This is a genomic window from Novosphingobium sp. BL-52-GroH (genome assembly GCF_044813085.1).
Classification (GTDB): domain Bacteria; phylum Pseudomonadota; class Alphaproteobacteria; order Sphingomonadales; family Sphingomonadaceae; genus Novosphingobium.
Map to the genome: position 1 here is coordinate 1016496 of NZ_CP171149.1, position 14424 is coordinate 1030919.

The window sequence follows — 14424 nt, forward strand, 5'->3', positions numbered from 1 at the left end:
ACAAGGAAAGAGGAACGATACATGGATGCAACCCGTCTGGACGACACCGTCGCCCTCGTGACCGGCGCCAACGGCGATATCGGGTCCGCGGTCGCTACCCTGCTGGAAGCGCGGGGTGCAACGGTAGTGCGTTCGGACATCCGGCCGCCCAAGGGCGCGGCAGCGGACGATTTCGTGACGCTTGACGTCACCAGCGAGGCGAGCTGGGCCGAAGCGGTCGCGCTGGTCGAGCAGCGCCACGGGGCGCTCGACATCCTCGTCAACAATGCCGGCATCGCGCCGATGGCGCGGCTGGACGCCATGTCGCTGGAGGACTGGCGCCGCTGCCAGCAGGTCAATGTCGAAGGCATGTTCCTGGGTCTCAAGGTGGCCTGCGACCTGCTTGCCCGCAGCGGCCCGCGTCGGCCGGGCGGGGCCTCGGTGGTCAACTTGTGCTCGGGCGCCTCGGACAAGCCTTCGGCGTTCAGCGCCGCTTATTGCACGAGCAAGGCGGCAGCGCGGATGCTCACGCGCGTTGCGGCCGTGGAGTTCGCCACGCTGGGCAAGCCGATCCGCGTGAACTCGGTCCACCCCGGCGTCGTCGAGTCGGCGATGATGGACGATATCCTCGCCACTTTCTCGCGCATCGCCGGCGGCACCCCGGTCGAGACGTTGCGGCAGGGCGTCGCCGCTGGCAATCCGATGGGCCGCTTCGTGGAGCCTGCCGAAGTGGCCGAGGCGGTCGCCTTCCTGGCTTCGAGCGCCTCGCGCTACGTGCATGGCGATGCCATCCATGTCGACGGCGGCTACGCCGCATCCTGATGGCCGGCGCCGCGGTGGAGGTCATCGCTCGCTGACGTGGCGCCTCCAGTCCAGGCGGGCCTGCCAGCCGCGCCGTTCGAGTTCGGGGACCTCGTCGCAGCGTTCCGGCACGCCCAGGCACAGCAGGGCCACGAAGCTCCAGCCTGGCGGCACGTCGAGCAGGCGGGTCACGACGTCAGGCTCGGCGATCGAGACCCAGCCCAGCCCGAGTCCCCGGGCCCGGGCCGCCAGCCACAGGGTGTGAATGGCCAGCACTACCGACCATTCGCGGGTCTGCGGCATCGTCGCCGCACCGAGGCCGCCACCGACTTCGGTGGTCCCGTCGCAGAACACCGCGAGGATTTCGGGAGCGCGGTCGAGGCCATGGAGTTTCAGGGCGGCATAGACCTCGCGGCGTTCACCCATCGCCTGCCCGGCGCGCTCGGCTTCGCGATCGACATGGCGGGCCAGTTCCCCGCGCAACGCGGCGGAGCGCACGCGCACGAAGCGCCAGGGCTGCGAATTGCCGACAGATGGCGCGCACTGGGCGGTGGCGAGCAGTTGCGCCACGATGTCCTCGGGTATGGGCTCCACCCGAAAGTGCCGCACGTCGCGCCGCCACGTCAGAAGCGCTGCGAGGTCGTCGCGAAAGGCGGGAGCGAAACGGGGCCCCGGTTTCAAGGCATTGCCGTTCGCAAGGCTCCCATCGGCAGGTGATTTCGACGAATCCACAGCGCCGTACTCCACGACGTCCGTCGCCCGTGCTGGGATGGCGGGACCGTTCATGGCCCCGGTGCCGTGTCGGCGCCGTCGCAGGCCATCGTCAGAACTCGACGCCTGCCTGCGCCTTGACGCCCTGTTCGCGGAAGGGGTGCTTCACCAGCGTCATCTCGGTTACGAGGTCCGCCTTCTCCATCAGCGCCTCGGGAGCATTGCGGCCGGTCACGATGACGTGCTTCATCTCGGCCTTTGCGGTGAGCACGTCCAGCACCTCGTCCAGCGGCAGGTAGTCGTAGCGCAGGACGATGTTCAGTTCGTCGGCCAGCACCATGTCGTAGGCCGGGTCCTCGACCATGCGCCTGACCTCGTCCCAGGCCTCGCGGGCGAGGGCGATGTCGCGGGCGCGGTCCTGGGTGTTCCAGGTGAAGCCTTCGCCCATCGGCTTGAACTCGACGTTACCGGGGAAGGCATCGAAGACCACCTTCTCGCCCGTGGTCATCGCGCCTTTGACGAACTGCACGACGCCGACCTTCTTGCCGTGCCCGATCGCGCGGACCACCATGCCGAGCGCGGCAGTGGTCTTGCCCTTGCCCTTGCCGGTATGGACGATCAGCAGGCCCTTCTCGATCGTCTTGGACGCCATGATCTTGTCGTGGGCGGCCTGCTTCTTCTTCATCTTCTCGGCGTGGCGTTCGTCGGTACGTTCCACCATGATCAGGCTCCTGCGATTTCGGCGAGCAGTACGCCCGCACTGTTGGATCTGGGCTTCCACAGCCCGCGTTCGAGCGCTTCGGCCAGGCGCGCCGCGGTTTCGCGCAGCGCCGCCGGATTGGCCTCGCCCATGAACGCGCGGACCGCCTCGTCCTCGATGAAGGCGGCGTGGACGGCGTCGAAATGGTGATCCTTCACCGCATGGGTCGTGGCGGCGAAGGCGAAGAGGTAGTCGACCGAGGCGGCAATCTCGAACGCGCCCTTGTAGCCGTGGCGCATCACGCCCGCGATCCACTTGGGGTTGGTGACGCGCGCGCGGACAACCCGGCCGATCTCGTCCTCCAGCGTGCGCACGACCGGGCGTTCGGGGCGCGAGTGGTCGTTGTGGTAGGACACGACCTTGCGGCCCTTCAAGTGCTCCACCGCAGAGGCGATGCCGCCTTCGAACTGGTAGTAGTCGTCGCTGTCGAGCAGGTCGTGCTCGCGGTTGTCCTGGTTCTGGACCACGGCATCGGTCTGCGTCAGGCGGGCGGCGAACAGCGCGCGCTCGGCCTCGCCCTCGACGCCGGCGCCATAGGCATAGCTGCCCCAGTCGAGGTAGACCTGTGCGAGGTCGGCGCGGTCGTGCCACAGCTTCTCGTCGATCATCGCCTGCAGGCCGGCCCCGTAAGCGCCGGGCTTCGAGCCGAACACGCGCGATCCGGCGCGGCGGGCGGCAAGTTCCGGGCTTTGGCCCAGCGCTGCGAGCTGCGCGGTTTCGGCGCGGTGGCGCTCGGCGGCGGGGTTGTCCCCCTGGGGTTCGTCGAGCGCCATGACCGCGCGGGCGGCGCTGTCGATCAGGTCCATCTGTTCGGGGAAGGCATCGCGGAAGAAGCCCGAGACGCGCAAGGTCACGTCCACGCGCGGCCGGCGCAGTTCTGCGACTGTCATGATCTCGAACCCGGTGACGCGGCGTGACGTCCACTCCCAGCGCGGCCGCACGCCCATCAGGGCGAGGGCCTGCGCGATGTCGTCGCCGCCGGTACGCATGTTGGCGGTGCCCCAGGCCGAGAGCGCCATCGCGCGCGGGTATTCGCCCTCGCGCTGGAGGTAGTCCTCGACGAGCAACTGCGCCGACTTGAAGCCGAGGTCCCAGGCGACGGCTGTGGGCACCGCGCGGGTGTCGACGGAGTAGAAGTTGCGGCCGGTAGGAAGCACGTCCGGTCGGCCCCGGGTGGGCGCGCCGGAGGGTCCGGGGAGGACGAAGCGCCCGTCGAGTCCCGCCAACAGCGCCGCGGTTTCGGCCGATCCGCAAGCGTCGATACGCGGCGCGAGGTTGTCGGCAATTTCGGCCAGGACGGCGGCGGTGCAAGGGAAAGCGGCTTCGTCCCGGGTGGGCAGATCTTGAGGCGATAGCTCTCGCCAGAGCGCCCGGACACGAGGTTCTTCCTCGAGGACTGCCCACGGGCCCGGATCAAGCCCGGGACGCCGCTCCGCCCATGCCGCGGCCAAGAGTTCCAAGCGCTCTACCGTATCGCCCAAGGTGCGCCAGGGCTCGTCCGAAATCGCCGCCAACGCCTCGGGCCGCGCCTCGTCCCAGCGATCGCCCATCCGGCAATCCAGCGGATCGAATCCGAACCCGAAGTCCTGCGCCATCGCCCGCAGCAGCGAGGCCTGCCCTGCTCGCTCATACCCGCGCGGCGTGCGCGCCAGTGCCACCAGCAGATCCCGGCGCAAACGCCCTTGCGGCGAATGGCCGAAGACGTGCAGCCCGTCGCGGATCTGCAGTTCCTTCAATTCGCACAGGTAGTTGTCGATGGCGGACAGCGCATCGTCGCCGTCCCCCGTCGCGCCCGCGTCCTGGTCCAGCCCATGCCCGCGCGCGAGGTCGAGGATGTCGCGCCGCAGCCGTTCGAGCCGGCGCGGGTCCATGCCGGCGGCTAGGTAGTATTCGTCGACCAGCGCTTCGAGCTGCTTCAACGGCCCATAGCTTTCGGCGCGGGTGAGGGGTGGCGTCAGGTGATCGACCACCACCGCGCCGATGCGCCGCTTGGCTTGGGTGCCTTCGCCCGGATCGTTGACGATGAAAGGGTAGAGCTGGGGCAGGGGCCCGGCGCAGATCTCGGGGAAGCAGTCCCCCGAGAGCGAGACGGCCTTGCCCGGCAGCCATTCGAGATTGCCGTGCTTGCCGACATGGACCACGGCCTGCGCGCCGAACGGCCCGGCCAGCCAGGCGTGGAAGGCGAAGTAGGCGTGCGTCGGCGGCAGCGCGGGGTCGTGGTAGCTGGATTTGGGATCGATATTGTACCCCCGCGCCGGCTGTACCGCGAGCACGACATTGCCGAACCGGTGGAGGGTCAGGCGGAAGGCGCCATCGCGCACGAAGGGGTCGGCTTCGGGCGCACCCCAGCGGTCGAGCATCCGGGACCTGGCGGCGGGCGGAACTTTGGCGAAAGCGGCGTGGTAGGCCGCCAAGGGCAGGGCGATCTCGCCGGCTCGATCGCGGGAGGCGAGGTCGTTAGTCACCCCGCCGGTCATCAGTGCCATCAGCGCCGCGCCATCGCGTGGAGCATCGCCGACATCGTAGCCGGCCGCACGCAGTGACGCGAGGATCGAGGCCGCGCTGGCCGGGGTGTCGAGGCCGACGCCGTTGCCGATCCGGCCGTCGCGGTTGGGGTAGTTGGCGAGGACCAGCGCCACCCGTCGCTCGGGCGCGGGAGTGCGGCGCAGGTACGCCCAGTTGGCGGCGAGGTCGGCGACGAAGGCGACACGGTCGGGCGCCACGCGGGGCACGACGATGCCGCATTGGGTCGTCTCGTCGAAGCGCTCGGCCGCCTTGAAGGCGACGGCGCGGGTGAAGATGCGCCCGTCGACTTCGGGCAGCGCCACGTTCATCGCCAGGTCGCGCGGGCCGAGGCCGCGCGCGGCGGCCTGCCAGTCGGCTTCCTCCACCCCGGCGAACGCGACCTGGAGGATCGGGCAGTCGGCGCGTTCCAGCACCCCGGGATTGCGTGGCTCCCCCGAGGAGGAGGACGCGAAGCTTGTCGCGTTGACGATCACGTCGGGAGCGATCTCGCCCATCAGCCCGCCCAGCCAGTCGATCGCGAAAGGCTCGCGCAGGGCGCGAACGTGGACGGCGGCGACGTTGAAGCCGCGCGCTTCCAGTGCCGTGACCATGGCATCGACCGCGTCGAGCGTGCCGGCGATCATCAGCGCGCGGTAGAACACCAGCAGCGCGACCGGCGCGTCGGGTCGCCAGCGCGCATGCAGGTCGGCCAGGCCCGGCCGGTCGACGCCGGGGAGGTAGAGCCCCGCGTCGGCGACCGGCACCGGATCGTCGGGCTGCCCGCAATCGTGGCCGATCGCTCGCGCGGCGGTGCGCAGGAACGCCAGTGCATTGGCGGTGCCGCCCTGGCGCAAGTAATCGCGCAAGTGCTCGACCTGGGGGGCAGGCAGGGTGCAGGCGCGGTCGAGCGCCGGGTCGGCTTCCCTTCCATCGGCGATGGCGGCGAAGGCGATACCGCGTTCGCGCGCGATGGCTGCGATCTCGTCGATGCCGTAGGGCCAATAGCTCTTGCCGCCGAGCAGCACGACGCAGACGAACCGGGCGTGGGCGATGACCTTCTCGACGTATAGGTCGATCGAGTAGGGGTGCTTGAGCTGCAGCAGGTTGGCAAGCCGCACGCTCGGCGCGCCGGCGGGAAGCTGCGCCGCCGCCTTGGCGAAACACGCGAGTTCGCTGTCCGCCACCGTCAGGATGACGATGTCGCCCGGCGGCTGGTCGAGGTCGATCGCCTCGTCGCCATTGGAAATGGTCCCCGGAGTGGCGGACAGCAGGTGCATCAGGCGATGCCTCGCGCGGAGGGGGGCGGCGCGAAGTTCCGTCGTTGCCACGCGACTCTGGATTGCCGCACCCGCTTGGCGGGCTCGCCGACGTTCCGGGCCGCCGCACGCAGGGCCTCGCCAGGACGGTGGGAAAACATCACGCGGCTACAACGCCGAGCACATCCGCCAGCCCAACCTCGATGGCCACGCGGTCCAGACCTTTCTGGCCGATCACCACCAGTTGCGTGCGGCGCGCCTCGCCCGCAAGCCAGGCGCGGTCGTAGAAATGCTGGATGCGCGGGCCGACCGCCTGGACGATCAACCGGCTCGGCTTGCCCGCCACTGCGACCATGCCCTTGATCCGCAGCACGTCATGCTCGGCGATCAGCGCTGCCATCCGTGCCACCAGCGCATCGAGATCGGCGACCTCGCCGCCCTGCGCGACGAAGCTGTCGAAATCGTCGTGGTCGTGGCCGTCCTCGAGCCCGTCGATATGCGACTTGCGGCTGTCGAGGTCGTCCTCGGCCGCCGCAGTGATGCCGAGCAACGCGGCGATGTCGACCGCGCCGTGGTCCGCGCGCACGATCTTCACGCCGGGGCGGGTTTCTGCCGCCACCAGCCTCTCGACGCGGGCTAGTGTCGCCCCATCGACGAGGTCGGTCTTGTTGAGCACGACCATATCGGCGCAGCCCAGTTGCTCCTCGAACAATTCCTCCAGCGGGCTGTCGTGGTCGAGGTTGGGATCGGCCGCGCGGGCTGCAGCCAGCGCGACTTCGTCGGTGGCGAAGCGCCCGGCCGCGACGGCATCCGCGTCGATCAGCGCGACCACCCCGTCGACCGTCGCGCGGGTGCGGATGTCTGGCCATTGGAAGGCCTTCACCAGCGGCTTGGGCAGGGCGAGGCCGGACGTCTCGATGATGATGTGCTCTGGCGGGTTGGGGCGGTCGAGCAGCTTCATCATCGTCGGCAGGAAGTCGTCGGCGACCGTGCAGCAGATGCAGCCGTTGGCCAGCTCGACGATGTCGTCTTCGGGGCACGCGTCGTCGTTGCAGCCCTTGACCAGTTCGCCGTCGACGCCGACGTCGCCGAACTCGTTGATGACGAGGGCGAGGCGGCGACCTTTCGCGTTCTGCAGCAGGTGGCGGATCAGCGTGGTCTTGCCCGCTCCGAGGAAGCCGGTGATGACGGTGGTGGGCACTTTGCTCAATGGTCTTCTCCTCGCGCAGCGACTGGCACGGCGGGGCCTGCCGTCGTTTCGCACGGTGAGGCGCGGTACGACGGTCGGCACGCGCGCTGCGGGCAGGCGCGACAAGCGCCCGCGGCACGCGTGCCGATGCGGCCCCGGCCGCATGACTCGTCGTCGCTCAGACGGAAAATACCGTGCCACGGCCACCCCCTGGGCCAAGGCATGAGCGACCAGACGCCGGCAGGTCTCCTGGCTCGCGGGTCTTCGCTCGATGCACGGCCTTCCCAGGCCCCGCATGACTTAGCGTCCGGCCCAGTGGCTGCTTCCCCCGGCTTGGGGGAAACGATGTACATCGCGCTCGCCGCTTACAGTTGCAGGGACAGCTGCGGAATCGGATGGCTGGCGCCACCCTCACCGCCTTCCCGTTTTAAGCCTCGTATCGAGGCACCGGCGCGATCTTTTCGACAGGTGCGTGAGCGCCTGCCGGGGACCGCATTAGGGCGATTCCTCCGGCCTGCCAATCGGAAGATTCGGGTTCAGAGACACTCAGGCAGAGCTTGCCCGACGCCAGCGCCGGATCATTCTGCGGCGCAGGCGCCGCACGTCGCGCCGGACCTTGCTCAATCCCATCCAGGTCCCCGTCGCGCAGACCAGGGTGACCATGGCGAGGAGGGGCAAGACGACGATGTCCCACAGCGGACGACGCCGCAGGACCGGCAGGTCGAGGCTGTGCAGCCCGTCCTGTAGCCAGCGATGACCGCGTCCGTTGCGGTCGAACGCGCGTATTAGCTGCCCCGAGGTGGCATCGAGGTAGAGCAGCGTGTGTTCGGCATCCGACAGTTGCGCGCGCCAGACGGGCAGCGGGGCAGGGAAGCGGCGGGCGTAGTAATAGGCGTCCTCGTGCGTCAGTCGCTCCAGCCGGGCTACCGGGAGGGTTCTTGTGAGCACCGCGCGCAGTTCGGCCCGCGCGAGCGGGGCTGGGCGTCCGTCGGCGGCGTAGCGCGTGGCGTGCCCTGCACCGTCGATCGCGACGAGGTGGACGGCCCCGCCCAGCGGAGCGGTTTCGATCCGGACGGTGTCCCCAGGGAGACGGGGCAGAGCGAGCAGGGCCCGGCGCACGGCGCTCCACTGCATCTCCCCGGTCAGCTTGCTCCTTTCGGCAAGACCTGCGCTGTTGTCGAGGAAACCCCACGGATTCATCGATAGCAGCCCGCTCGCGAGCCAGGTGAGCGTCAGCACGCCGAAGAACAGGCCGAAGACGTGATGCCACCACCAGATTCCGCGATAGGGCGAGCCGATCGTGCCGTCGCGGCGGCGGCGCAGTCGGCCGATGCCCACCCACATCCCTGTCGCGGCGAGGAAGCAGCCGGCAAGCGAGGTCCATATCACGACCTGGGTCCATAATTCCCCGTCCTGTCGCAGGATCGTGGGGTAGAGCCAGTGCGGCACTGCGCCCAGCCAGCCCCAGAAACGTTCGAACAGCGTGGTCTGCTGCACCACCTCGCCGGACTGGCCCGAAATGTAGGCGTGGGTTCCGGCGGGGTCGGCATAGTCGGCACGGTAAAGCGGCGCATTGCGGCGGTAGGCCTGGACCGTCCACTGGTCGATCGGCGTTTCCGCGAGGCTGGGCGCTCGCCCTTCGATCCCGCGGCCCCGGCCGAAAGAGCGGGCGATGGCCTGCAGGTCGGCTGGCGCGATCGTTTGGATCGGCCGGCCGGTGGCGAGATCGAAGGCAATGGGGGCGGCGCGCATCTGGGCGATGGGGCGGACCCGCTCCAGCGCCGGGGTGACGCGCAGGACCGGCCGGCCCGCCATCATCTCGATCCGGGCGGATGCGAGGGAGGTGTCCGCCGGCAGGTCGACTGGGCCGAGCGCGGCAGGCATTCGAAGGGGGGCCAGGCCCTCGAGTTGCTCCGCCGGCGAGAGGCGCGGATAATCCACGTACATCATCACGAACCCGGATAGGCACCAGATCGTCATGAGCAGCCCGACGAGGACGCCGAGCCAGCGATGGAGAAAAAGCACGGGCTTCATCATGATGGGGTTTCCGTCGGGTAGCGTTGCGGGACGGCAGGCGCGTTTCTTCGGCCGACGCCCCCGCTTTCGCGGGGACGCCTTCCCGGACGCTAGAAGCTCACGCCGTAGCTCACCCGCAGCGTGCGCGGGACGCCCCGGTTGAAGAAGGTGAAGCGCGTGTTGGTGCCCTCGAGCGCACCCTGGTCGGTGACGGCCGAGGACCAGCCGCGCGTTGCGTACTCCCGGTCGAACACGTTCTCGACGTTGATCCCGAAGCGATGTTGGCGCGTTTCGCCATCGGGATAGAGGTAGGCGCCGAAGTCGACGAGCGCATAGTTGCCGTAGTTGCGGCGTCCGAAGCCCGAGAGCGTCGACCAGGTATCGCCCAGCCAGTTCACCGATACGCTGGCACCGAACGGACGGTCTTCCGGTGCATAGGCGACCGTGCCCTTGGCGTACTGTTCGGGGTTGCGGTCGCGCTGGAGCGAGGCGCCCTGGTTGCGCACGCGGGCATAAGTGTAGCTGGCATTGATGGTCCAGCCACCGGCAAGGCGCGCGTTCAGTTCGACTTCCGCGCCTTGCGAGCGGACCTTGTCATCGACGTTGATGTACGTGCCGTCGGGGAAGGCCGGATCGTCGTATGTCGTGTCGATGAGGTTGGTGATTCGACGGTTGAAGTAGGTCGCCTTCCAGCGCAGCTCGGCCAGGCCGGCAGGGATCAGGCCGCCGACCGAGGCGTTGAGGTTGAGGCTCTCCTCCGGTGCAAGGTTGGGATTGCCGACTTCGCAGCACGGGTCATTGCCGTAGAGTTGCGAGGCGTCGGGCAGGATGAACGAGGTGCCCCCATTGGCCTCGATGTAGAGCGCGTCGGAGAAGTCGTAGCGGCCGGAGACGTTCCAGATCGTCTTCCTGGCGCCTTCGGTCCTGTTGTAGCGCAGGCCTGCCGCGATGCGGCCCTTGCTTGACAGCTCGTCGTCGGTGCGAACCTGGAGAATGCCCGCGTGGACCTTCTCGTTGGTCGGTCCGATCAGCAGCACGTCGTCGCGGCCGTTGAAGCTCTGGAAATCGTAGCCGACAAGGTATTCCAGGCCCCGGTGCAGGTGCAGCTTGGCGACGGCGCTGCCGCCCCAGTCGCGATAGCCCCAGAAGGTGCCGGGAGGGAAATCGACGATCGGGGTGCCGAGGGGCAGCGAATTGCGGATGCGCACGTAGGCGGTCTTCCATTCGTGGAAGTAGCCCTTGAGGAAGAACTGGAAGCCGTCGTCCGCGGTGTAGTCGACGCGAACACTGGCAATCTCCTCGTTACGGTCGTTGCGGCTTTCCTTGATGCGGGTGGCGGACAGGTTGTCGAGCTTCGCTTCGGTGTGCTGGTATTGCGCGTTCAACGCGAGGTCGGGGGCGAGGTCGTACTGGTACTTGAGCCCGGCGGACCACAGGTCATAGCCCAGCTTGCGGTCGGTCAGGCTCGGCTGGTACGCGCTGTAGGGCATGTAGCCGTCCGACTGGTTGCGCGAGGCGTAGGCGACGAACCTGTGGCCGCCCATGCCGCCGCGGACATAGCCGTCGACGCTGGTGCCCGCGCGGCTGTCGACGCTGCCATTGACCTGGCCGTTGAAGTCGTCGGTGAAGCCGCGGGTGACGACGTTGATGATCCCGGCGGAGGCCTGGGTGCCGTAGAACAGGCTCTCGCCGCCCTTGAGCACCTCGATCCGCTCGATCATGCTGGCGGGCAGGGTGTCGTTGGGCGACGTGCCGCCGTAGAGGCGGTTGTTGAGGCGGATGCCGTCCAGCGTGAACAGCACGTCCTGCGTGCGCGATCCCTGCAGCGAGACGTCGACATAGGTGAATGGCCCCCCGCGCGAGCGGATGTAGAGCCCCGGTACCGCTTCCAGCGCGCGGGCGAGGTCCACCGCGCCGCTGTCCTTGACGCGCTTCTCGTCGAGCGTGGCGATGTCGCTGCCGTAGCGCGAGAGTTCCTCCGGCAAGGTCTCCTCGAGACTGCGGCCGGTGACGACGATCGCGTCGGCATCCTCGTCCGCAAGGGCGGGCGTGACGCAGGCGAGCGCGATCGATGCGGCAAGCGCGCCGCGCGAGATGGTGGCATTGAACATGAACATTCCCCTGAGCGCCTGGCGACATCAGGCAGGGGCGTGCCGCCCGGGAACGACGATCGCTCCGAACGGCCGGCGCGCACACCGGCCGGGCGCCCCTCGTCGTGGCGACCGGCATGCGCTGCCGTGCGGCCCCCGCCGCTCGTTCGTCGCTCAGACGGAAAATCACCGTGCCACGGCCACCCCCTGGGCCAAGGCATGAGCGACCAGACGCCGGCAGGTCTCCTGGCTCGCGGGTCATGGCTTGATGCACGGCCTTCCCAGGCCTCGCATGTCGCAGCGTCCGGCCCAGTGGCTGGCGGCCCGGGTCTTCCCGTCCGCACATGTACATCGCGCTCGCCGCTTACAGTTGCAGGGACAGCCTCGGATTCGAAAGGTCCGCTTGCGCGGATATCCCTCACCGTGTTCCCGTTTTAAGCCTCTTTCGAGGCACCGGCGCGATCATTTCGCCCGGGCTCGCTCGTGTAGCCTGCCCGGACGGAGCGGCGGATATCGACAGTTGCGACAGTTCGCAAGAGGGTCAATCGAGCCCTAGCGACTGCAACCGCCACCTGCCGTTGAAGGACAGCACCGTCCGCGAGAGCGGCGCCACGTCGATGGCGAGAGTGGCGGGAAGGGGAATGTCCAGCGCGTGGGCCAGCGCGGCGCGGATCGGCATCGCATGGGTGATCGCGCAGGACGTTGCCGGCGCCGCGGCTATGGCGTTGAGCCAGCGGCCGATGCGCGCCTGCACTTGCGCCATGGTCTCGCCGTCGGGCGTGCCCTGCACGGGATCGGCAAGCCAGGCAGGCAGAGCGGCCGTGTCTGCTGACGCGATCGCGTCGAAAGACCTGCCGGACCATGTCCCGTGGTCGATGTCTGCCAGCGCGGGATCGATCCGGGCGGCAAGGCCCATGGTGGCGGCAGTTTCCGCAGCTGCGCGGGAGGGCGCGTGCAGCACATCGCCTGCGAATCGCACCGGCAGGACGCACGCCGCCGCGGCGCGTCGGCCAGGCTCGTCGAGCGCGTCGTCGGGGCCGGGAAAACCGCCGCTGCGGCTTAGCGGTGTCGTGGCCGCGCAGAGCAGCAGCAGGGTCGTCGCCAGGGAAACCTCCAAAAGCGTTGCCAACTCGGCATTGACCGGATGGCCGATCGGGCCCTAAGTGGCCGGGACTTTCAGGATGGGGAAGCCGGTGAAAATCCGGCGCGGTCGCGCCACTGTAATCGACGTTCGCCGTCGAGAGCCAGACCTTCACCCTGGAATTTGTATCCCCGGGACGCGAAATCCCCTGAAGGAGCGTGACATGTCCAAGTCTGCAGCCCTGTTCGACGACAGTTTCATTCCCGTACAGGGTGGCACCGCCATCCCGGTCGAGGACATCGCCCCCTGGGCCGTGCTCGGCACGTTGCTGGCGCTCATCTTCCTCTACTTCGTCAGCACCGAGCAGGGCGCCTTCGCGCTGTTCCAGGGCATGTACGTGCACGAGTTCGTCCACGACGGACGCCATCTTCTCGGCTTCCCCTGCCACTGATCCGGCGATGACCAGGGACCTGTTGTGGCGCGGAATGCTGGCCGGCATTCTCGCGGCCCTGCTCGCCACGCTCTTCGCGCGCGCCTTCGCCGAACCGCAGATCGACCTTGCCATCGGTGTCGAGCAATCGCACGCGGCACATCATATGAGCGGGCCAGCGCCCGCTGCCGAGCCGGAGGAGGAACTCGTCAGCCGCTCGACGCAGAAGGGCGCCGGGCTGTTGACCGCCATGGCGCTCTACGGTGCGGCGGTAGGCGGCATCTTCGCGCTGGTCTTCGCCTATGGCTATGGCCGCTTCGGCGCGGCCGGGCCGCGCAGCCTGGCGCTGCTGATGGCGGGGCTGGTGTTCCTGCTGGTGGTCGTCGTGCCGGCCATCAAGTATCCGCAGACGCCGCCCGCGGTGGGTAAGCACGAGACGGTTGGCCTGCGCACGGCGGCCTACTTCGCGATGATCGTCCTCTCGCTGGGCGCGGCGGTGATCGCCGGCAAGGTGCGCGCGGTCCTTGCGGCGCGGTCCGGGCGCGGGTTCGATGCGACGCTGCTGGCGGTCGGCAGCTATTGCGCGATCGTCGGCCTGGGGCAGTTCCTGCTGCCCACCGTGGACGAAGTTCCGGCCGATTTTCCGGCGACGCTGCTGTGGAATTTCCGCGTCGCCTCCATCGGCACGCAATTCCTCCTGTGGGCGACGATCGGCATCGCCTTCGGGCTATGGGCGGAGACCGTGCTCAAGCGACAGGGTGCTTCGCCCGCGCGCTGAAATCCGCTCCCTGTCGGCAGGCCGGTCCGGGCGCGCCCCGGGCCGTGCGGGCAGGAGCGATAATCGCTGGCCTAGGGCTCGATGATCGGTCACCTTGCGCATGCCCATCCTGGCAGGAGTATGCGTGTACCGCTCAACGTTGATCGCCGTCAGTGCAATCGTTTCCGCCACGCCCTGCGCGGCCATGGCGGAGTCTCCGCGAGACCTGCTGACGACCGCAGCTTTCCAGGCGGCGGACAAGTCGCGGGCGCTGGCGCTGGTCGCGCAGGCGATCACGGCGTCCGACAGGATACTGGCGGCCCGTCCCGGCGATCATGAAGCGACGCTGCAGCGCGCCATCGCGATCGGCTATCGTGGGAAACTTACGCGTAGCCGCTCGGACGTGCGGGCATCGCTGACGGTGTTCAAGCAATTGGCCACGCAAAATCCGCGGGATGCCGAAGCGCAGATGGTCATCGCAGGCTGGCATCTGGGTGCGATCGACCAGCTCGGTGGCTTCGTAGCCGGCGCGGCGCTGGGCGCGCGGACCCAGGCGGGGGAGGTCGCGCTCATGCGCGCCGTCACCCTGGGCGGGGATCGCGCGTTCTATCCCGGGCTCGCGGCCCTGATGCAGATCCGCAAGGACACCGACGACGTGCCGCGTGCCCGGCGCTGGGCGGAAGCGGCTGTGGCGGCGCAAACCCCAACGCCGCTCGATTCGATCATGAAGCGCGCGGCCCTCGCCATGCTCCCGGCCCTGCGCGCCAACGACGGCAAGGCCGCCGCCCTGCTGGCGCGCAAGTTGCTGCCGTTCGGGAAGCTCCCGGATTAGGGGCCGGTGCCATTCCC

11 protein-coding genes and 3 riboswitches are annotated in these 14424 nt (G+C 68.8%); of the genes, 4 read left to right on the top strand and 7 right to left on the bottom strand.

The window, feature by feature from the left end:
- The first annotated feature begins 21 nt into the window (after window positions 1–21).
- Entirely contained in the window at window positions 22–801 is a 780-nt protein-coding gene (locus ACFFDA_RS04385) for an SDR family NAD(P)-dependent oxidoreductase (RefSeq protein WP_404476374.1), read from the top strand.
- Between the two features lie 21 nt (window positions 802–822).
- On the opposite strand, the gene bluB is transcribed toward ACFFDA_RS04385, so the two are convergent.
- From bluB to ACFFDA_RS04420, 7 genes are all read right to left on the bottom strand, one after another.
- Window positions 823–1566, bottom strand: coding sequence for a 5,6-dimethylbenzimidazole synthase (gene bluB / locus ACFFDA_RS04390; RefSeq protein WP_404476377.1), 744 nt, complete (start codon window positions 1564–1566; stop codon window positions 823–825).
- A 37-nt stretch (window positions 1567–1603) separates the two neighbouring features.
- Window positions 1604–2212, bottom strand: a complete 609-nt coding sequence (gene cobO, locus ACFFDA_RS04395) for a cob(I)yrinic acid a,c-diamide adenosyltransferase (protein WP_404476379.1) — start codon at window positions 2210–2212, stop codon at window positions 1604–1606.
- A gap of 2 nt (window positions 2213–2214) precedes the next feature.
- Window positions 2215–6033, bottom strand: coding sequence for a cobaltochelatase subunit CobN (gene cobN, locus ACFFDA_RS04400; protein ID WP_404476382.1), 3819 nt, complete (start codon window positions 6031–6033; stop codon window positions 2215–2217).
- 139 nt (window positions 6034–6172) lie between these two features.
- Entirely contained in the window at window positions 6173–7222 is a 1050-nt protein-coding gene (gene cobW / locus ACFFDA_RS04405) for a cobalamin biosynthesis protein CobW (RefSeq protein ID WP_404476384.1), read from the bottom strand.
- 200 nt (window positions 7223–7422) lie between these two features.
- Window positions 7423–7668: riboswitch (cobalamin riboswitch) on the bottom strand.
- A 79-nt stretch (window positions 7669–7747) separates the two neighbouring features.
- Complete coding sequence (locus ACFFDA_RS04410; RefSeq protein ID WP_404476386.1) at window positions 7748–9238, bottom strand: PepSY domain-containing protein; 1491 nt, start codon at window positions 9236–9238, stop codon at window positions 7748–7750.
- Between the two features lie 89 nt (window positions 9239–9327).
- The gene (locus ACFFDA_RS04415; protein ID WP_404476388.1) at window positions 9328–11328 is read right to left on the bottom strand and encodes a TonB-dependent receptor plug domain-containing protein; all 2001 of its coding nucleotides are present in this window, start codon (window positions 11326–11328) and stop codon (window positions 9328–9330) included.
- A 197-nt stretch (window positions 11329–11525) separates the two neighbouring features.
- Window positions 11526–11780: riboswitch (cobalamin riboswitch) on the bottom strand.
- A gap of 68 nt (window positions 11781–11848) precedes the next feature.
- On the bottom strand, window positions 11849–12436 hold the full coding sequence (locus ACFFDA_RS04420; RefSeq protein ID WP_404476389.1) for a histidine phosphatase family protein: 588 nt from the start codon (window positions 12434–12436) through the stop codon (window positions 11849–11851).
- Window positions 12435–12580, top strand: a riboswitch (cobalamin riboswitch). It overlaps the preceding gene by 2 nt.
- Window positions 12581–12611: 31 nt before the next feature.
- On the opposite strand from ACFFDA_RS04420, the gene ACFFDA_RS04425 reads away from it, so the two are divergent.
- The 3 genes from ACFFDA_RS04425 (at window position 12612) to ACFFDA_RS04435 (ending at window position 14407) form a co-directional block, all read left to right on the top strand.
- Window positions 12612–12839 carry a CbtB-domain containing protein gene (locus ACFFDA_RS04425; protein WP_404476391.1) on the top strand — a complete coding sequence of 76 codons (228 nt, stop codon included), beginning with the start codon at window positions 12612–12614 and terminating at the stop codon, window positions 12837–12839.
- A 7-nt stretch (window positions 12840–12846) separates the two neighbouring features.
- Window positions 12847–13596, top strand: a complete 750-nt coding sequence (locus ACFFDA_RS04430; RefSeq protein WP_404476392.1) for a CbtA family protein — start codon at window positions 12847–12849, stop codon at window positions 13594–13596.
- 184 nt (window positions 13597–13780) lie between these two features.
- Window positions 13781–14407, top strand: coding sequence for a hypothetical protein (locus ACFFDA_RS04435; RefSeq protein WP_404478297.1), 627 nt, complete (start codon window positions 13781–13783; stop codon window positions 14405–14407).
- Window positions 14408–14424: the final 17 nt, after the last annotated feature.